At 62.2% G+C, this 19,706-nt stretch carries 15 protein-coding genes; 4 read left to right on the forward strand and 11 right to left on the reverse strand.

The genetic code is table 11. From position 1 onward, the window contains the following. Positions 1-508: 508 nt before the first annotated feature. The 9 genes from QCE58_RS22785 to QCE58_RS22825 form a co-directional block, all read right to left on the reverse strand. A complete protein-coding gene (locus QCE58_RS22785) occupies positions 509-1,345 on the reverse strand; it encodes a glycine betaine ABC transporter substrate-binding protein (RefSeq protein WP_409014143.1) in 837 nt (278 codons plus the stop codon). Positions 1,346-1,478: 133 nt separating this feature from the next. Beyond that, positions 1,479-2,720 (reverse strand): FAD-binding oxidoreductase, encoded by a 1,242-nt coding sequence (locus QCE58_RS22790; protein ID WP_409014144.1) that lies wholly within the window; start codon positions 2,718-2,720, stop codon positions 1,479-1,481. Positions 2,721-2,743: 23 nt separating this feature from the next. Further along, on the reverse strand, positions 2,744-4,042 hold the full coding sequence (locus QCE58_RS22795) for an SRPBCC family protein (protein ID WP_175982385.1): 1,299 nt from the start codon (positions 4,040-4,042) through the stop codon (positions 2,744-2,746). 38 nt (positions 4,043-4,080) lie between these two features. After that, positions 4,081-4,839 (reverse strand): electron transfer flavoprotein subunit beta/FixA family protein, encoded by a 759-nt coding sequence (locus tag QCE58_RS22800; RefSeq protein WP_250521473.1) that lies wholly within the window; start codon positions 4,837-4,839, stop codon positions 4,081-4,083. Then, positions 4,836-5,999, reverse strand: a complete 1,164-nt coding sequence (locus QCE58_RS22805) for an electron transfer flavoprotein subunit alpha/FixB family protein (RefSeq protein ID WP_175982383.1) — start codon at positions 5,997-5,999, stop codon at positions 4,836-4,838. Before QCE58_RS22805 ends, QCE58_RS22800 begins: the two co-directional genes overlap by 4 nt. A gap of 4 nt (positions 6,000-6,003) precedes the next feature. Continuing rightward, a complete protein-coding gene (locus tag QCE58_RS22810; RefSeq protein WP_175982382.1) occupies positions 6,004-7,920 on the reverse strand; it encodes a (Fe-S)-binding protein in 1,917 nt (638 codons plus the stop codon). A gap of 14 nt (positions 7,921-7,934) precedes the next feature. After that, positions 7,935-9,998 (reverse strand): NADH:flavin oxidoreductase, encoded by a 2,064-nt coding sequence (locus QCE58_RS22815; RefSeq protein WP_250436319.1) that lies wholly within the window; start codon positions 9,996-9,998, stop codon positions 7,935-7,937. A gap of 28 nt (positions 9,999-10,026) precedes the next feature. Further along, the gene (locus tag QCE58_RS22820) at positions 10,027-10,557 is read right to left on the reverse strand and encodes a DUF5943 domain-containing protein (RefSeq protein WP_250521472.1); all 531 of its coding nucleotides are present in this window, start codon (positions 10,555-10,557) and stop codon (positions 10,027-10,029) included. Positions 10,558-10,588: 31 nt separating this feature from the next. Continuing rightward, positions 10,589-11,560 (reverse strand): dipeptidase, encoded by a 972-nt coding sequence (locus tag QCE58_RS22825; protein WP_008354153.1) that lies wholly within the window; start codon positions 11,558-11,560, stop codon positions 10,589-10,591. A gap of 410 nt (positions 11,561-11,970) precedes the next feature. Between QCE58_RS22825 and QCE58_RS22830 the strand changes: the two genes are divergently transcribed. Next, positions 11,971-12,966, forward strand: coding sequence for a GlxA family transcriptional regulator (locus tag QCE58_RS22830; protein WP_008354155.1), 996 nt, complete (start codon positions 11,971-11,973; stop codon positions 12,964-12,966). A 4-nt stretch (positions 12,967-12,970) separates the two neighbouring features. On the opposite strand, the gene QCE58_RS22835 is transcribed toward QCE58_RS22830, so the two are convergent. Both QCE58_RS22835 and fdhA read right to left on the reverse strand, forming a co-directional pair. After that, positions 12,971-13,420: a GNAT family N-acetyltransferase gene (locus QCE58_RS22835; protein WP_241484883.1), complete on the reverse strand. Its 450-nt coding sequence runs from the start codon at positions 13,418-13,420 to the stop codon at positions 12,971-12,973. A 984-nt stretch (positions 13,421-14,404) separates the two neighbouring features. After that, the gene (gene fdhA, locus QCE58_RS22840; protein ID WP_008354157.1) at positions 14,405-15,601 is read right to left on the reverse strand and encodes a formaldehyde dehydrogenase, glutathione-independent; all 1,197 of its coding nucleotides are present in this window, start codon (positions 15,599-15,601) and stop codon (positions 14,405-14,407) included. Between the two features lie 227 nt (positions 15,602-15,828). On the opposite strand from fdhA, the gene betI reads away from it, so the two are divergent. Genes betI through betA form a run of 3 tightly spaced genes read left to right on the forward strand, consistent with a single transcriptional unit; the run spans position 15,829 to position 19,628 of the window. Further along, positions 15,829-16,416 carry a transcriptional regulator BetI gene (gene betI / locus QCE58_RS22845; protein ID WP_008354158.1) on the forward strand — a complete coding sequence of 196 codons (588 nt, stop codon included), beginning with the start codon at positions 15,829-15,831 and terminating at the stop codon, positions 16,414-16,416. 29 nt (positions 16,417-16,445) lie between these two features. Then, positions 16,446-17,915, forward strand: coding sequence for a betaine-aldehyde dehydrogenase (gene betB / locus QCE58_RS22850; protein WP_250440856.1), 1,470 nt, complete (start codon positions 16,446-16,448; stop codon positions 17,913-17,915). A 12-nt stretch (positions 17,916-17,927) separates the two neighbouring features. Next, the gene (gene betA, locus QCE58_RS22855) at positions 17,928-19,628 is read left to right on the forward strand and encodes a choline dehydrogenase (RefSeq protein WP_250521471.1); all 1,701 of its coding nucleotides are present in this window, start codon (positions 17,928-17,930) and stop codon (positions 19,626-19,628) included. The last annotated feature ends 78 nt before the right edge of the window (positions 19,629-19,706 follow it).

A 19,706-nucleotide genomic window follows, 5' to 3' on the forward strand; every position in this document is an offset into this window, starting at 1 on the left:
GGCACAGCGCTACGCGCTGCCGCCCGGTATGCAAGGGAAACCAACGTGCGGCAAGTGCAGCGAGATTGAGACGTTAGTAGCGAAGCACGCGCGGACCCGATTGACCGGTCGGCCGCGAAGCGGGCTGGAGCTATTTGGTGCTGAACCAGTTTGGTGTGTGGTGCGATGTGGCAGACCGTGCGCGAGCCAAGCTCGATGGGGCCTATGAGGGCACTCTTTAGGCAGCCCACGAACGACGAGAGGACTATCCAAATTGCGTGTGACCGCGGGCGTATCAGTAGCTGCTTTCTTTGCTTACTTTCTTTGCAGCAGCAAAGAAAGTGAGTGCCGCCCCGCACAGGGGCAATGCTAATAGACCGACACGAATACGGGATCCGGCGAAATCAAAAGCCAAAAGCCAAAAGCAAAAGCCAAGAGCAAAACCCCAAAAAAAAGCGCCGCAGGCATAACCCACGACGCTCAGCGTTTGCCCAAACGCCCAAAGACCCAAAAAACCCAACGAAAAAAATTACTTAGTCCAGGACTCCACCCGATCCCCATGCGCGCTGATCCACGCATCCGCCGCCGCCTGCGGCTTCTCTCCATTTTGCGTCGCCAGCATCACGCTATCGATCTCACCCGGCTTCCACTGAAACTTCTTGAGGAATGCCACCACCTGCGGCGCCTTCTTCTCCAGCTCCGGATTGATCACGTTATCGACGTGCTCCGACTCACCGAACACCTTCTTCGGATCCTCGAGGAACTTGAGCTTGTACTTCGCGAACATCCAGTGCGGCTTCCAGCCCGTCACGATGATCGGCTTATTGGCCGCTTCGGAACGCGCCAGTTCCGCCGTCATCGCCGAACCCGAGCTCGGCAGCAGCTTGTAGTCGAGGTTATAAGCCTTGATCGCTTCGCTCGTCTTCTGCATCACACCCGCGCCCGCATCGATGCCCACGATGCGCGAATCGAATTCCGCCTTCTTCGCCTCGAGATCGCTCAAGCTGTTGACGTCGACGTTCTCCGGCACGATCAAGCCGATTTTCGCGTCCTGAAAGTTCGGACCGAGATTCACGACCTTCGACTTGAAGTTGTTCCAGTACGCGCCATGCGTGACCGGCAGCCACGCCGACAGCGTCGCGTCGAGATCGCCGCGCGCCACGCCCTGCCACATCACGCCCGCGGCCACCGGCACCAGTTGCACCGGATAACCCAGCTTCTTCTCGATCACGCGCGCCGCCACGTTCGACGTCGCCACGCTATCGTCCCAGCCCTCGACATAACCGATTTTGATCGTCGGCTTATCCGCGGCGTTTGCCATCAGGCTCGATGCGAGGGCGGCGCTCATCGCCCCCAAAACGAGCATTCTTCTCATCGGTTTCATTTGGTTTCCCCTTAGCGGCCCCACGCCGTGTAGCGAACAGAATCACCAGCCAGAATTGACGCGTAGCGCACTTTTCCGACACTCAGTTGTCAAGAAACGACGCGCCCCTCAGGGCTTACTTGTCGACGACGAGATCGCTCATAGGCTTGCTGCAGCACAGCAGCACCATGCCCTGATCGATCTCGCGCTGACGTATGCCGCCCGCATGCTTCATGCTCACTTCGCCCGACACGAGCTTGACCTTGCACGTCCCGCACATGCCCTGCGTACACGACGATGGCAAGCGCACGCCCGCCTTCTTCGCCGCATCGAGCACATGTTCGTTGCTGCCGCATTCGATGTCGCGCCGGCTCTTCGCGAAGCTCACCTTGAACTTCGTATCGACGACGGGCGCGGCTTCAACAGGCGCTTCGATGATCTCGACGGGCTCTGTCGGCGCAGGCGCAAAGCCGACCGCCTCCTCGCGCGCTTCGACGAAATCCGTCTGCGTCGCAAGGGCCTCGGCGACATGCGCCGTCGTCAGTTCAGCCGCGACTTCCTCGACGACGCCGAACGAGAAGCTCTCCTCGTGATAATGCTTGCGATCGAAACCACCTGCATCGAGCAGATCGCGCACCGCCTTCATATACGGCGCCGGGCCGCACGTGAAGACTTCGCGCTCGAGAAAGTCCGGCGCGATCAGCTTCAGGAGCGGCAGCGTGAGAAAGCCCGTCACGCCCGGCCAGTTCGTGCGCGTGCCGACCCGCTCGCACACGAACGCCGTGCGGAAGTTCTTGTGATTCGACGCGATGAGATCGAGCTCGCGCGCAAAGATGATGTCATCCGGCGTGCGCGCGCTATGCACGAACACGATGTCGGCATCGTCGCCGAGTTCGTGATGCGCGCGGCTCATCGACATGAGCGGCGTAATGCCCGAACCCGCCGACAAGAACAAATACTTGCGCGCCGGATGACGCGCGCACGTGAATTCGCCCGATGGCCCGAGCACGCGCACCGTCGATCCCGCGACGAGGTTATCGTGCAGCCAGTTCGACACCGGCCCGCCCGGCACGCGCTTCACCGTGATGGAGATCGTGTGCGGGCGCGTCGGCGCGGACGAGATCGTATAGCAGCGATTGATCTGCTCGCCGTTGATCTCGAGCTCCAGCGTGATGAACTGCCCCGGCTCGAAGACGAACGTGCGCTCACCCGGCGCCTTGAAGAAAAAGCTCTTGACGTCGTGCGTTTCCTGTCGGACGTGACAGCAGACGAGCGTCTCGTCCGTGTCGCAATTCCAGCGCACGGGCAGCGTCCCCCAGAACTTCGGCTGGGTCACGCGGCTGTCGGTCGGCTCGAAAGTAGCCTGATCGCGCATCATGTTCTACTCCTGCTACGAGGCTGTCAGCGCATGAAGGAAACGACTTTCTCACCGAGCGACGCATCGACGCCGTGCTCGGGCGTATCGGCGTAATCGGCAAGACGTCCGATGTACCACTCGCAAAACTTCTCGACGAGACCTTCCGTGAACGGCGAGTACGGACCCGGTTCGTAGGCGTTGCTCGCGACGCCGAGTTGCGAGTACTCGACGAGCGTGCGGTCCTGATCGTTCGTCGCGCGCCACACGGCGGTGAGATTGTCGACGTCGTAATCGATGCCTTCGCGCGCGTCCTTGTGCACGAGCCACTTCGTGCGGACGAGCGTTTCCCCCGATGCAAGCGGAATCACGCAGAACGTCACGATGTGATCGCTCATGAAGTGATGCCACGAGTTCGGCTGCGTCCAGAACGACAAGCCGCCCAGGTCCGCGCGCTCGAAGCCGCCGAGCAGTTTCTTCGATGCGACTTTCGCATCGAGCGTCTGCGATTCGCCATCGCGATCGAGCGGCAAACGTTGCGTGCGAAAGCCCGTCACGAGATCGGCGAGGCGTTCGATTTCCGCGGACGGCAGGCACATCGCTTCCCATTGCTTCGTGCGCTCTTCGACGGTCTTCTCGAACGCCGCCATGCCTTCTTCGTTCGCGGGCGAGCGCTGATAGCCGAAGCCGTATTCGTAAAGCGAAATGGTCAGCTCTGGATGATTCGCGACGCAGTGATAGCACTCGCGATTGTTCTCCATCGTGAGCTTCCAGTTGCCCTTCTCGACGATATCGATGCTCGCCGCGATCTTGCAATCCTTCAGACCGTGCGGCGCGAGATACGGCTCCATCGCTTCGCGCATCACGGCGAAATCGGCGGGCGGTTCATCGGCGAGACAGACGAAGATGAGGCCCGCGAGATTCTGCACATGCACCTTCTTCAGGCTGTGCTTGCAGCGGTCGAACTGGTCGCCCATGTGCTCGGCGAACATCAGATCGCCGGAGAGGTTGTAGGTCCAGCTGTGATACGGGCACACGATATTGCCGAGCGAGCCCTTCTCCTGATTGCACAGGCGCGCGCCGCGATGCCGGCACACGTTGTAGAAGGCGCGTATTTCCATATCGTCGTCGCGCACGATCAGGATCGAATCGTTGCCGATCTCGATCGTCGTGTAATCGCCCGGCTCGGGAATGTCCGGCTCGACGGCGACCTGAATCCAGGTCTTGCGGAAGATGGCATCGAGGTCGAGCGCGTGAATCTCTTCGCTCGTGTAGAACGGCGCCTCGAGCGTGTGGCCCTTTTTGCGGCGTTCGATCATTGCGCGAACGTCTGCCGAAACTTTCATCGTGTGCACCTGTATGTGGGTCGATGTGGGTCGAGAAATCAGTAATCGACGAGTTGATGCTCGCGCAAATACGCCAGAATCACTTGTGCTTTTTCGACGGAACTCCCTTCAATTACGACGCTTCCGCCGCGGCTTTCGGTCGTTGTCGCGCCGAGCATGCGCGCGTGGCCCGAGCGCTTTTCCGGCGCGGCGAGTTTCTTGGGCTTGGCCGTCACCGGGCCGATGCGCCACGCCGTGCTTTCCTTGTCGACGGGCGCGCTCGCGGCGACCGGCGCGACGTGGCCTTCGCGCATGCGCGCATAGGCGTAGCGCGGCGCGGCGTTGGCCAATGGATGCACGGCGACGAGCGCGGGCAGCGGCGCGCGCACGCGTCGGCGCAAGCCCTTCGGCATGAACTGGCGCACTTCGACACCTTCCTTCGTCACGCCGACATCGACGGCCGCGCCGACGAGCGGAACGTTCAGCGCATCCGCGAGCTTGTACGGCAGCGTGCCGCTGTCGTAAGCGCCTTCGGCGCGCGTGCCGGTGAACACGAGCTCGTAACCCGCAAGCCTTTGCGCGAGGGCCGCACACGCATCGCCTTGCGTGTTGAGCACTTCGACTTTCGACGCGCCGAGCGCGAGATATTCCTGCAACGCCGGATTAGCCGGATCACCCGCGTGCAACACGTCGAGTTGCGCGCCGTGCGTCTTCGCGATGCCGATGGCGATGGTCAGCGCGGCGGCGTCGTTGCGGCTGTAGCGCGCCGCGCCGCTGACGGGATGACGTCCGGTGGAGACGAGAACGGCGATCTTCATGCAGCGACTCCTTCGGCGATGTGCGCGGTCTGCGCGATCGATCCGCCGCTGGCACGCGCGGCGCGTGCGGCGGCGGCGGCATCGGTCAGTGCCTTGATCGTTTCCTGCGTGTCCGCGACGATCGTCAGATTCGCGCGCTTCGCGATCGGCGCACTGGCGTCGAGATTCACGGCGATGACGTGGCGGCAATCCTTGATGCCCTGCAAGTGCTGCACCGCGCCCGAAATGCCGAACGCGATATACACGCTCGCCTCGACCGTCTTGCCGGTCGCGCCGATCTGCTTGTCGCGCGTGAACTTGCCATCGTCGACGGCGACGCGGCTCGCGCCGATCGCCGCGCCCAGCGTGCCCGCGAGCGCTTCGAACGCGGCGATGTCCGACACGCCGTTGCCCGCCGACACGATGAAGTCCGCTTCCTCCAGCGCGACCTGCGCCGCGTCCATCTCTTCGATGCCGAGATCGACGTAAGCGCTCGCTTTCGCCGCCGGCACGATGCCTTGCGGATTCATCGCCTCGCCCGCGCCGACGAAGGGCAGCTTCGCATCGACGGCATGAGCTGCAAGCAAAACCATGTCGGGCAATGCACGCGATGCAAGCGCGCGACCCGCCTGTGCATACGACGCGACATGCGCTGCATCGATTTCGACGACCTGCGTCGCGATGGACGCATCGGCGCGTGCGGCGTAGCGGCGGCCGAGATCGCCGTCGCCGGTTGCGTTGTCGGGCATGAAGATATGCGCCGGTCGGAACGCAGCGACGCAGGCGGTCAACGCGCGCACTTCTTCGTCGGGCGCGTAGTTGCGGCGATCGAACTCCGGCAGCGCGACGTAGCGATCCGCGCCGAGCACGGCGGCATCGTCCTTGAACTCGCCGAACGCGATCAGCACGACTTCGGTCTGATCGTCCGCGAGCAAGGCGGCGGCCGCGAGCGCCTGGCGCGCGTGATCGTCGAGCGCGCCGCGATCCGTGTGCGCCGCGACGAGCAGCGAACGCGTCGCGGGCTTCGTCGTGCGGCGCGGCTTCGTCGCTTCCTTGTGGCCGCCGTGCGTGAAGTTCAGCACGACGCCATTGCCGATTTCGCCGAGCGTGATGCGCTTCAGTCCATCGGCCGTGATGACGAAGGGACGGCGCGGATCGATTCGTTTGATGTCGTTGTTCATCGCTTCACTCCAAGGCCGCAGCGACGAGTTCCGCCACGTCGAGCACTTCGGGACGAGGACCGACCACGCCTTCCAGCATCGCGGTGCATTGCGGGCAACCGACCGCGACGACTTCCGCGCCGACCGACTTCGCATCCGCGATGCGGATATCGGGAATGCGCTGCTTGCCGGGGATATCCGTCAGCGGCGCACCGCCGCCACCGCCGCAGCAACGCGCGCGCATGCCATGACGCTCCATCTCGACGACCTTGATGCCAATGGTCTTCAGCAACTTGCGCGGCGCTTCCGTCTCGCCGTTGTAGCGGCCGAGATAGCACGGATCGTGGTACGTGATTTTCTTGTCCGCGAGCACGGCGGCGGCCTTCGGCGTGAGCTTGCCGCTCGCGACGAGCTCCGCCATGAACGCCGTGTGATGCTGCACTTCGTAGTAGCCGCCAAGCGCGCGATATTCGTTGCGCAAGCTATGCAGCACATGCGGATCGGCCGTGACGATGCGACGGAACTGGTATTGCGACAGCGTGTTCATCAGCTTCGATGCGCATTGCTGGAACGTGGCTTCGTCGCCGAGACGCCGCGCCGTGTCGCCCGTATCCGTTTCGACGCCGCCCAGCACCGCGTAATCGACGCCCGCCTTGTTCATCACTTTGGCGAGCGCGCGCAGCGTGCGCTGATAGCGCATGTCGAATGCGCCTTCGCCGGCGATCAGCAGAACATCGACAGGGCGTCCCGGCTGCGCGACCTGCACTTGCAAATCCACCGACCAGTCGTAGCGCGCGCCGATATCGAAACCGTTCTGACTGCCGGTCTCGCGCAGGTTCGCGAGCGTGATCGGGCCTTTGCCGGGCACATCGCCTTCGACGAGCGTTTGATTGCGGCGCATGTCGACGATCGCATCGACGTGCTCGATCAGCATCGGGCACTCCTGCACGCACGCGCGGCACGTCGTACACGACCAGATCGTGTCCGCTTCGATCATCTGCGAGATGAGCGGCTTGGCCGGACCGCCGGAATGCCTGCCGACGGGAATGCCGGGTGTCGGGCTACCCGCGTATTGCGAGTCCGATCCGCCGACCATGCCGACGACCAGATCCTGAATCAGCTTCTTCGGATTCAACGGCTGACCCGATGCGAACGCGGGACACGCGGCCTCGCACTTGCCGCACTGCACGCAGGCATCGAAGCTCAACAACTGATTCCAGCGAAACTCGACCGGCTTGCCGACGCCATATTCCTTCGCATCGAGCACGGGCTTCTTGAGCGCCGTCGGCGGCACGACTTCGCGTTCGTTCTCGTCCTTCGCGTGAAAACGCTCCTGACGCGGATGAAAGGCGAGATGCAGCAGACCCGCCATCGCGTGCTTCATCGGGCCGCCTTGCGCCGCGCCGAAGGTCATCGTGTACGCGCCCGCCGCGATCAGCAACGCGACGATGATCGCGAGCGCGCCGGACATCCACGATGCAGGCAGCAGCATGAACAACGCGAGACCGAGCGCGAACGAACCGAGCAGCAACGGCAGGCTGTCCCACGGTCCATGCGACAGACGCGCGGGCACGTCCTTCGCGCGACGCCGCTTGTACACGAACATCGCACCGACGAACATGATGATCGCCGCGAGGAAAATCGCGCGGTCGAGCCACACCGAATAGATCGCGAGACCGTAGTTGATGAAGACGAGCGCCATCGCGAGGATCGCGCCACCCGCGGTCGCGACGTGCGTCTTCGCGATATACGGATCGCGCGCCACGACATGATGCAGATCGACGAAATAGCGCTTCGGAATGGTCAGCAGATTCGCCCATCCATAGGCGCCGGCCGTCGTCGCGCGGCCTTCGCGCCAGTACGCTGCGCGCTTGAGCAAGGCGAACGCGAGGCCCGCCATCGAAAGCCACAACAGCGCGGTGATGACAAACACGGGGTTCATCGTCGAATACCTCGTCAGAAGTCTTTGCAGAGGCGCAGCGAATCGTAGATCGCGCTGTGGATGTTGTGCATCGAGATGCAGTCGCCGACGCGGAACAACAGGAAGCGTCCGTTGCCGAGCTCTTCGCTCAACGACGGCTGCGGTAGCGATGCGAACAGCGTGTGCACGTCGATCTGTCCGCGATTGAGCGACTCGGGCTTGAGCTTCCAGTAGAGCGCGTCGTTCGGCGTGATGCCGTTCTCGATCACGACCTGATCCACCGCGCGCTCTTCCTGCTCTTCCGTGTACTCGTTGCGGATCACGGCGATCTTCTTGCCGTTTTCCTCGTAGACCTTGTCGAGCCAGTAGTTAGGCGTATGAATGACGCCTTGCGCATAGAGACGGCGATAGAAGATCGGGAACGTGGTGCCGCCGGTGTCGTCGGCGACTTTGACATCGGGCGTGACGATCTCGACGTTATTCCCGCGCGACGCGATAAAGTCCGCTACGCCCGCGCCCGCATGAGTCGATACGCCGTCGTAGACGAGCACGTTCTTGCCCGGCTCGACCTTGCCCGAAAGAATGTCCCACGAACTCACGGCGAGACCTTCTTCGACGCCCCACGCAGGAACCTGTTCGGTGAACGACGAACCGCCCGTCGCGAGCACGACGATGTCCGGCTTCTCTGCCATGATCATCTTCTCGTCGGCGGCGACACCGAGACGGCGATCGACGCCGAGGCGCTTCGTTTCCATGTCGAACCAGCGCACGATGCCGGCCATTTGCTCGCGCTGCGGCGCTTTCGCGGCGAGCATGATCTGACCGCCGACATAATCGTTCTTCTCGAACAGCACGACATCATGACCACGCGAACGCGCGACGCGCGCCGCTTCGAGACCGGCAGGCCCCGCGCCGACCACGACAACCTTGCGCTTCGGGCCACGCGTCTTTTCGATGACGTGCGGCATCGTCTGTTCGCGCGACGTCGCGGCGTTCTGCACGCACAAAACGTCGAGACCGTTGTACTGGCGATCGATGCAATAGTTCGCGCCGACGCACTGCTTGATTTCGTCTTCGCGGCCATCGCGAATCTTGATGACCATATGCGGATCGGCGATCTGCGCGCGCGTCATGCCGACGAGATCGACCATGCCGTTTGCAAGCAGACGCTCGGCCTGTCCCGCATCGCGAATGCTTTGCGCATGCATGATCGGCAGCTTCACGACCGACTTGATGCCCGCGGCGAGATGCACGAACGGCTCGGGCGGCAGCGCCATCGGCGGCATGCAGTTGGCGAGCGTGTTGTGCGTATCCGCGCCCGAACCGATCACGCCGACATAATCGATGAGGCCGCTTTCGGACATCGCCTGCGCGATCTCCTTGAGGTTCTCGTGCGAGAGACCGTCTTCATGAAATTCGTCGCCGCACATGCGCAGGCCGACGCAGAAATCCGCGCCCACTTCTTCACGCACGGCCTTCAGCACTTCCATCCCGAAGCGCAGACGATTCTCCAACGAACCGCCCCATTCATCGGTACGGAAGTTGGTGCGCGGGCTCCAGAACTGATCGATCAAATGCTGATGCGCCGCCGAGATCTCGATGCCGTCCATGCCTGCATCCTTCACGCGCCTCGCGGCCGCCGCGAAGTCCTGGATGATGCGCTTGATCTCTTCCACTTCGATGATCTTCGCGTTGCCGCGATGCACCGGCTCGCGCACGCCCGACGGCGACATCAGATGCGGCCAGTGCTCGCCGTGCCATGCGGAGCGGCGGCCCATGTGCGTCGCCTGAATCATGATGAACGCGCCATGACGATGCATGGCTTCGGCGAGACGCGAGAGCGGATCGATGACCTTGTCGGTCGCGAGGTTCACCGACTTCCACCAGCCTTGCGGACTGTCGATCGACACCGGGCTCGAACCGCCGCACACGGCGAGGCCGACGCCGCCCTTCGCTTTCTCCTCGTAATAGCGGATATAGCGGTCGCCGGGCAGACCGCCCGGTTCGGCATAGACCTCCGCGTGCGCGGTGCTGACGATGCGGTTGCGCAACGTGAGCTTGTTGAGCTGAAGAGGCTTGAAAAGGTTCGGGTAACGCATCGCGATCGACCTCGGAGTTGAGCTTTGCTTACAGCGGCGACACTTCAAATACGCAATGCGAATGGCCTTCCGCCGCGCATTGGGTTTCGATCGACGTCGAGCGCGGACCTTTCTTCGCACTGTCGGGAGCCGTGTCGTTGACCCAGTCCATCGCGCCCGCGAACCATCCCGCGAACATGTAGCAGAGCTTGCCCTCTTTGCCGGGCTGCGCGAGCACGAACGACGAGTTATGCAGATGAATGCGCGCATGCGATGTCGCAGGATCGGCTTCGACGATCGTGAAGAGTCCCCATCCACGTTGCGACAGGCGCTTCAGGTAATGCTCGAAGCACGCCATGCCGCTGATGCCGTGCTTCTCGGCTTCCTTGTCGCACCAGTGATACGCGGACTTGTAGCCGGCCTTGTAGAGAATCTCGGCATACGTATCGCGGCCGAGCGCTTCTTCGACGGCGACGTGATTGTTCGTGAAGAAGTGGCGCGGCACGTAGAGCATCGGCAGCGCGTCGGTGGTCCAGACGCCGGTTTGCGGATCGACATCGATAGGCAGTTGCGGTTGCATCGCGGGGTTCCTGTTTATTTGTCGTTGACGGTCAGACGTTCCAGACTTCGCCGAAGAAGCGCATCCAGTTTTCGCCCATCACTTTCTTGATGCGCGATTCGCTCCAGCCGGCCTTTTCCATTGCAGCGGTGAGGTTCGGGAATTCGCCGATCGTGCGAATGCCTTCCGGATTCACGACCTTGCCGAAGTTCGTCAGGCGGCGATAACGGCCCTTGTCGTGCGTGATCCAGTCGAAGAATTCGGTGCTATAGCCTTGCGTGAAGTCCGTGCCGATACCGACGTTGTCTTCGCCGATGACATCGATGGTGTATTCGATCGCTTCGAGATAGTCATCGACCGTTGCATCCGGGCCTTTCTTGAGGAACGGCGAGAACATCGTCACGCCGACGAAGCCGCCCGCATCGACGATCTCGCGCAGTTGATCGTCGCTCTTGTTGCGCGGATGATCCTTGAGTCCCGACGGACAGCAGTGCGAGTACGTGACGGGCTTCTTCGAGCAGGCGATCGCATCGGAAGACGTCTTTGCGCCGACGTGCGAGAGATCGACCATGATGCCGACGCGATTCATCTCGTGAATCACTTCCTTGCCATAACCCGACAGACCGCCGTCCGGTTCATAGCAACCCGTGCCGACGAGGTTCTGTGTGTTGTAGCAAAGCTGGACCACGTTCACGCCCAGCTCCTTGAACACTTCGATATAGCCGAGGTTGTCCTCGAACGCATACGAGTTCTGGAAGCCGAAGATGATGCCGGTCTTGTTTTCCTTCTTTGCGCGCAGGATGTCGTCGGTCGTGCGGACGAGCGTGAGAATTTCGCTGTATTCGCGGATCTGCTGCTTCATTTCCGCGATGTTGTCGATGGTCTTCTGGAAGTCTTCCCACACCGACACGGTGCAGTTCACGGCGGTGACGCCGCCCTTTCTCATGTCTTCGAACACGGAGCGCTCGAACTTCGAGATGTTCAGTCCGTCGATGATGATGCTGTCGTTGTGGAGGGTGCTCATCGTGGTGTGCTCCGTGTCGCCTGAGAGGTGGGGGTCGTTCGACGTCGCTTTCGTCGTTGCGTCTATTCTTGACTTTCGCCCTGCCGGTCAATTTACGAATTCAGACGTGTTCTTTACCTTTTCCGACATGCGCGTCTGTTTTCGACAAGTGGCGAATTCCTTTTCGGTGTAGCGAATTTTTTGTGTGGGCTGTTGCACTGCATCGGAACGATCGTGCGCTGCTGCAGTGCATGTCTTGCGGCGCCTGGCCCCGCGTCAGTGCGAGCGCGCAGCGGAGCATGCGCGATGCCCTTCATCGATCAGGGTTTAGCCTGATGGCATGGTAGTTGCACTCGCAACCAAAATTGCAAGCGTGGTAAGCGCCGCGCATGACGGCGCCACTCAATAGATTCCAAGGAATCAGTTCTCACATGTCCTCCGATCGCACGGCGTCGCTGTCACACTTCGCGTTCATGCCGCTTCCCAACTTCACGATGATCGCGTTCACCAATGCGATCGAAGTCCTGCGCATGGCGAACTACTTGACGGGGCAGCCGTTGTATCGCTGGTCGATCGTGAGTCCGGAGGGCGGGCCGGTGACGGCGAGCAACGGGCTTTCCGTCGATACCGGTCCGGTGGAATGCGTCGGGCAGCCCGACATCGTGTTCGTGGTCGGCGGCATCGACGTGCAGCGTGCGACTACGCCCGCGCATCTTTCTGCCTTGCGCCGTTTCGCGCGCACGGGCAGCGTGCTCGGCTCGCTTTGCACCGGCACGTATGCATTGGCGCGCGCGGGCTTGCTCGCCGGCTATGCGTGCGCGATTCACTGGGAAAACATGTCGGCGCTTAAAGAAGAGTTTCCCGACACGCGCTTTCTCAAAGAGCTGTTCGTGGTCGATCGCGATCGCGTGACGTGTACGGGCGGCGTCGCGCCGCTCGACATGATGCTGAACTTGATCGCGGCACGCGTCGGCACCGCGCGGGTGACGCAGATCGCGGAGCAGTTCATCGTCGAGCATGTGCGCGATACGAGCGCGCAGCAGCGGATGCCGCTCGTCGCGCGTCTGGGGTCCGCGAACAAGTCGCTCTTCGAAGTCATCTCGCTGATGGAGAACAACATCGAAGAGCCGTTGTCGCGCGAGGAACTGGCGCGGCTCGCGGGCATGTCGCAACGGCAACTGCAGCGGCTATTCCGCGAACATCTCGGCATGACGCCGACGCATTACTATCTGACGTTGCGCTTGCGGCGCGCGCGTGAATTGCTGCTGCAGACCGACATGTCGATCATGCACATCACGATGGCGTGCGGTTTTCAGTCGGCGTGTCATTTCTCGAAGAGCTATCGCGATGCGTTCGGCACGGCGCCGACGCGCGAGCGGCGCAAGCAGGTGCCGCCGCTGGCTGCCGTTCCCGCGATGGTGGCCTGAGCGTTCAGATCGCCATGTGAAGGCGCGTTTCGCAGACTTCGCATCCGCCGAGTCTTTCGGTGCGGAACACGCCGTCCAGTGCAAAGCCGAGCGCCTTGTAGAAGCGCAGGCCGTGCACGTTTTCTTCGAGCGCCCAGAGCGTCATTTCCCGATAGCCTTCGCTTGCCGCGGCGTTGATCGCTTCATCGATCAGCATTCTTCCCGCGCCCTGGCGCCAGTGTGCCGGGTCGATATAGATGGCTTCGATTTCGGCATCCGTTCTGCCTTTGTCGTTATCGCGTGACGGGCCCCATGCGATCCAGCCGAGCATGATGTCGTCGCGTTCGGCGAGCATTATGCGGGGCATGCCGCGCGCGATCAGCTCGGACCAGAGGGCACGGCGTTTCGGAATGGAAAGCGAATTGAGGTATTCGGCGGGGAAGATGGAACGATAGGCGGCCTGCCAGGCCTTCACGTGGATGCGCGCGATTTCCGCAGCATCGGAGGGGGCCGCCAGGCGGAAGGAAAGCGCGGTTCGGAGGTAATCGGCCTTCATGCGTCCTAGTATGACGCGGTTTTCTTGCTTTTTGCCTTGTGGTTTTCGCTTGGTTCGGGTTTTGCCGGATGCCGGTTTGGCCGGCGGCTGGCTTGGCTTGGCGTGGGTTTCGCCGGAGCCCGGGTTGGGTTGGCTTGGCTTGGTTTCGCCGGAGCCCGGGTTGGGTTGGCTTGGCTTGGTTTCGCCGGAGCCCGGGTTGGGTTGGCTTGGCTTGGTTTCGCCGGATCCCGTTTTCGCGTCGGTCTATTAGCACTGCCCCTGTGCGGGGCGGCACTCACTTTCTTTGCTGCTGCAAAGAAAGTAAGCAAAGAAAGCAGCTACTGATACGCCCGCGGTCACACGCAATTTGGGTAGTCCTCTCGTCGTTCGTGGGCTGCCTAAAGAGTGCCCTCATAGGCCCAACCGGGCTTGGATCGCGCACGGTCTGCCACATCGCATCACACACGAAACTGGTTCAGCACCAAATAGCTCCAGCCCGCTCCGCGGCCGACCGGTCCATCGGGGATGCATGTGCTTCTCTACTAACGTCTCCATCTCACTGCAATCGCCGCCCTTTGGTTTCCCTTGCATACCGGGCGGCAGCGCGTAGCGCTGTGCCGAAGCTCTTTCGTGCTGAACCAGTGTCCTCAGCGTTTTCGGGCGGCGGACCGTGCGCGATCCAAGCCCGATTAGGTGTTTGAGGGCACTCTTTAGGCGAGTGCCGCCTGTGACGAGAGGACTACCCAAATTGCGTGTGACCGCGGGCCGTGACGAGCTGCTTTCTTTGCTTACTTTCTTTGCAGCAGCAAAGAAAGTGAGTGCCGCCCCGCACAGGGGCAACGCTAATAGACCGCCACGAAAACGGGATCCGGCAACAACAAGAAAACCGAAGGCCCCCAACCCGCCGGGGGCAAAAACAAAGGCTCAAGCCGCCTTCAACAACCCATGCGGATCGATAACAAACTTCCTCGGCGCTCCGCCATCAAACTTCCGATACCCATCCGGCGCTTCATCGAGCGAAACCACCGTCACATTGACGATATCGGCAATCGGCAACCGATCCCACAAAATCGCCTGCATCAGATTGCGGTTGTACTTCATGACCGGCGTCTGCCCCGTATGGAACGAATGCGACTTCGCCCAGCCCAGCCCGAAGCGAATGCTCAAACTCCCCTTCCTCGCCGCAGCATCGACCGCACCGGGATCGTCAGTCACGTAAAGACCCGGAATCCCGATCGCGCCCGCCGCCTTCGTAATCTCCATCAGCGAATTGAGCACCGTCGCGGGCGCTTCGTGACCGGCATCGCTGCCGTGACCGTGCGCTTCGAAACCGACGCAATCGACCGCGCAATCCACTTCCGGCTTGCCGAGAATCTGCTCGATCTGCTCGCCGAGCGTCGCATCCTTCGACAGGTTGATCGTCTCGAAGCCCATCGCGCGCGCATGCGCAAGACGCTCCTCGTTCATGTCGCCGACGATCGTGCAAGCCGCGCCCAGCAAGCGCGCCGACGCAGCCGCCGCCATCCCGACCGGCCCCGCGCCCGCGATATACACCGTCGAGCCCGGCCCCACGCCCGCCATCACCGCGCCGTGGTAACCCGTCGGAAGAATGTCGGAGAGACAAGTCAGATCGCGGATCTTGGACATCGCCTGCGCTTTGTCGGGAAACTTCAGCAGATTGAAGTCCGCGTACGGCACCATCACGTATTCCGCCTGACCGCCGATCCAGCCGCCCATGTCGACATAGCCATACGCGCCGCCCGCACGCGACGGATTCACGTTCAGGCACACGCCCGTATGCTGCGCCTTGCACGTCGGACAACGGCCGCACGCGACGTTGAATGGCACCGAAACCAGATCGCCGATGGCAAGCGTCTCGACATCGCGCCCCACTTCGATCACTTCGCCCGTAATCTCATGGCCGAGCACGAGGCCGACTTCCGCTGTCGTGCGGCCGCGCACCATATGCTGATCCGAGCCGCAAATGTTCGTGCTGACGACCCTCAGAATGACGCCGTGGCCGATGTCCCGCCCGCGTGGATCGACCATCTTCGGATAGTCGATGGATTGCACTTCGACCTTGCCCTGCCCCAGATACACGACGCCGCGATTGCTGCTCATTTATCGTCTCCTTGTTTCGTGGACGGCATGCGCGAACCATCCGACCGATGACCGCGCCCGTGCAACGAGGGTAGCGCTCTCGCGACGCCGCGACTCGCACTCAATGCGACGCACGTTTGACTGAAACCGACATCGCGCGCAGAAAACCTTTCGACCCGCTTTTTATTGATTGACCGTTCAAAATAAAAAAAATAGTATCTGCGCACATCGTCAGTCACGAAAAGACCATGCCCAAGCTCGGAATGCGCGATATCCGCCGCGCGCAACTCATCGACGCCACGTTGCATACCATCGACCAATCCGGACTTTCCGGCGCGACGCTCGCTTCGGTCGCGCAGCGCGCGAGCACGTCGACGGGCATCGTCAGCCATTACTTCGGCGACAAGGACGGTCTGCTCGAAGCCACGATGCGCCATGTGCTGCGCTCGCTATGGCAAGGCACGTCGCGCCGCCGCAAAGCCGCGAAGCCCGATCCGCGATCGAAACTGCGCGCGGTCGTCGCGGCGAATTTCGATGTCGAACAGGTGAACGGGCCCGTCATGAAAACCTGGCTCGCGTTCTGGTCGGAAAGCATGCACAAGCCGGAATTGCGCCGGCTGCAGCGCGTGAACACGCGGCGTCTGCATTCGAACCTGTGCGCGGATTTCGCGCGTGCCTTGACGAAGCCCGCCGCGCGCCGCGCCGCAAGCGGCCTCGCCGCGCTGATCGACGGCCTGTGGCTGCGCGGCGCGCTGGCCGGCGAGCCGTTCGACACGAAGGGCGCGCTGCGGCTCGCTTACGAATACATCGACCTCGTGCTGGAAGCGCACGGCTGATTAATCACATTCAAGGAAAGGAGCGCGACATGTCCGCATTCGGAGAGCAACGGCTTTATATCGGCGGCGAATACGTCGATGCGACAAGCGGCGAAACCTTCGACACGCTCGATCCCGCGACCGGCGAAACGCTCGCGCGCGTGCAGCGGGCGTCGCAGGCGGATATCGATCGCGCGGTGAAATCGGCGCGCGAAGGCCAGCGCGAATGGGCCGCGATGACCGCGATGCAGCGCTCGCGCATCCTGCGCCGCGCGGTCGATCTGCTGCGCGCGCGCAACGACGAACTCGCCGCGATCGAAACACGCGATACCGGCAAGCCGATCGCGGAGACGCGCGCCGTCGATATCGTCACGGGCGCGGATGTCATCGAGTATTACGCGGGGCTCGCGACGGCCATCGAAGGTGAGCAGATTCCGCTGCGCGAATCGTCGTTCGTTTATACGCGGCGCGAACCGATCGGCGTGTGCGCGGGCATCGGCGCGTGGAATTATCCGATTCAGATCGCGTGCTGGAAATCCGCGCCCGCGCTCGCGGCGGGCAACGCGATGATCTTCAAGCCGAGCGAAATCACGCCGCTGACTGCGTCGAAGCTCGCGGAAATCTATACGGAAGCGGGCCTGCCCGCGGGCGTCTTCAATGTCGTGCATGGCGACGGACGCGTCGGCGCGATGCTCGCGGAACATGCGGGCATCGAGAAGATATCGTTCACGGGCGGCGTCGAAACCGGCAAAAAAGTGATGGCGCGCGCGGGCGGATCGACGCTCAAGGAAGTGACGATGGAACTCGGCGGCAAGTCGCCGCTCATCGTATTCGACGACGCCAACCTCGAACGCGCCGCCGATATCGCAATGAGCGCGAACTTCTTCAGTTCCGGACAGGTATGCACGAACGGCACGCGCGTGTTCGTCGAACGCGGTGTCATCGGCAAGTTCGAAGCGCTCGTGATGGAGCGCGTGAAGCGCATTCGCATCGGCGCGCCCGATGATCCGCGGACGAATTTCGGGCCGCTCGCGAGCGCCGCGCAGTTGCAGAAGGTGCTGACGTATATCGAGAGCGGCAAGCGCGAAGGCGCGCGGCTCGTCGCGGGCGGTGGGCGCATGACCGACGGCGCATTCGCGCGCGGCCAGTACGTCGAGCCGACCGTGTTCGCTGATTGCCGCGATGACATGCGCATCGTGCGCGAAGAAATTTTCGGGCCTGTGATGAGCATCCTCGCGTTCGATGACGAAGACGAAGTCATCGCGCGCGCCAACGATACCGACTACGGCCTCGCGGCGGGCGTCGTGACGGAGAACCTGTCGCGCGCGCATCGCGTGATTCATCGGCTCGAAGCGGGCATCTGCTGGATCAATACGTGGGGAGAGTCGCCGGCGGAAATGCCCGTCGGCGGATACAAGCAATCGGGCGTCGGGCGCGAAAACGGCATCGTCACGCTGAGCGCCTTTACGCGCATAAAGTCCGTGCAGGTCGAGCTCGGTCCCTATCAGCCTGTGTTTTAAGGAGCATGTGCGATGAGCGCGAACGAATACGATTACATCATCGTCGGTGCGGGATCGGCGGGCAACGTGCTCGCGTCGCGTCTCACGGAAGACGAAGACGTGACGGTGCTGCTGCTCGAAGCGGGCGGGCCGGATTATCGCTTCGACTTTCGCACGCAGATGCCTGCGGCGCTGGCTTATCCGCTGCAAGGGCGGCGATACAACTGGGCCTATGAAACCGAGCCCGAGCCGCATATGAACAACCGTCGGATGGAGTGCGGGCGCGGCAAGGGGCTGGGCGGATCGTCGCTGATCAACGGCATGTGTTATATCCGCGGCAATGCGCTCGATTACGACAACTGGGCGTCGATGCCCGGTCTCGAGAACTGGAGTTATCTCGACTGTCTGCCGTATTTCCGCAAAGCGGAGACGCGCGATATCGGACCGAATGCGTATCACGGCGGCGATGGTCCCGTGCATGTGACGACGAGCAAGCCCGGCAACAATCCGCTTTTCGCCGCGATGGTCGAGGCGGGCGTGCAGGCGGGTTATCCGCGTACCGAGGATCTCAACGGTTATCAGCAGGAAGGCTTCGGTCCGATGGATCGCACCGTGACCGCGAAGGGACGTCGTGCGAGCACGGCGCGCGGGTATCTGGATCGCGCGAAGCATCGTGCCGGGTTGACCATCGTGACGCATGCGATCACGGATCGTGTGTTGTTCTCGGGTAAGCGGGCTATCGGCGTTGCTTATCTGCATGGCGGGCAGCGCGTGACGGCGCATGTGCGGCGCGAAGTGCTCGTGTGCAGCGGGGCGATTGCATCGCCTCAGTTGTTGCAGCGCTCGGGCGTCGGACGGTCTGACTGGCTGAAGGAGTTGGAGATTCCTGTCGTGCATGATCTGCCGGGCGTCGGTGAGAACTTGCAGGATCATCTCGAGATGTACATGCAGTACGAATGCAAGGAGCCGGTGTCCTTATATCCGGCGTTGCAGTGGTGGAATCAGCCGGCGATCGGGCTCGAATGGATGCTGAACGGGACGGGCATCGGCGCGAGCAATCAGTTCGAAGCGGGCGGCTTCATCCGCACGCGCGACGAGGATCTTTGGCCGAACATCCAGTACCACTTTCTTCCGGTCGCGATCAATTACAACGGCTCGAATCCGATAAAGATGCATGGGTTCCAGGCGCATGTCGGATCGATGCGCTCGCCGAGTCGGGGGCGCGTGAAGCTCAAGTCGCGCGATCCGAACGCGCATCCGAGCATTCTTTTCAACTACATGGCCGATCCGCTCGACTGGCGCGAGTTTCGCGATGCCATTCGGATTACGCGCGAGATCATGCGGCAGCCCGCGCTCGCGCGATATCGCGGGCGGGAGTTGCATCCGTCGGATGATCTGCAAAGCGATGCGGAACTCGATGCGTTCGTGAGGGCGAAGGCGGAGACGGCTTTTCACCCTTCGTGCTCGTGCAAGATGGGTTATGACGATATGGCTGTCGTCGACAGCGAAGGACGCGTGCATGGGATGGAAGGATTGCGCGTCGTGGATGCGTCGATCATGCCGCAGATCACGACCGGGAATCTCAATGCGCCGACGATCATGTTGGCGGAGAAGATTGCGGATCGGATTAGAGGCGTTGCTGCGTTGGGGCGGGCGGAGACGGCTTATTTTGTGGCGCGGGGGAAACGGGCGCGGGGGGTGGTGGGGGCGAAGGGGGGGTTGGTGGGGGTTTGAGGTGGGAGCTCCGCTTGGGCGGAGGGGGCTAACGGGGGTTGTAGGTGTGTGGACACAAATCGGGTCTATCTCCGCGCA

It is taken from the genome of Caballeronia sp. LZ028, assembly GCF_031451415.1.
Lineage (GTDB): Bacteria > Pseudomonadota > Gammaproteobacteria > Burkholderiales > Burkholderiaceae > Caballeronia > Caballeronia zhejiangensis.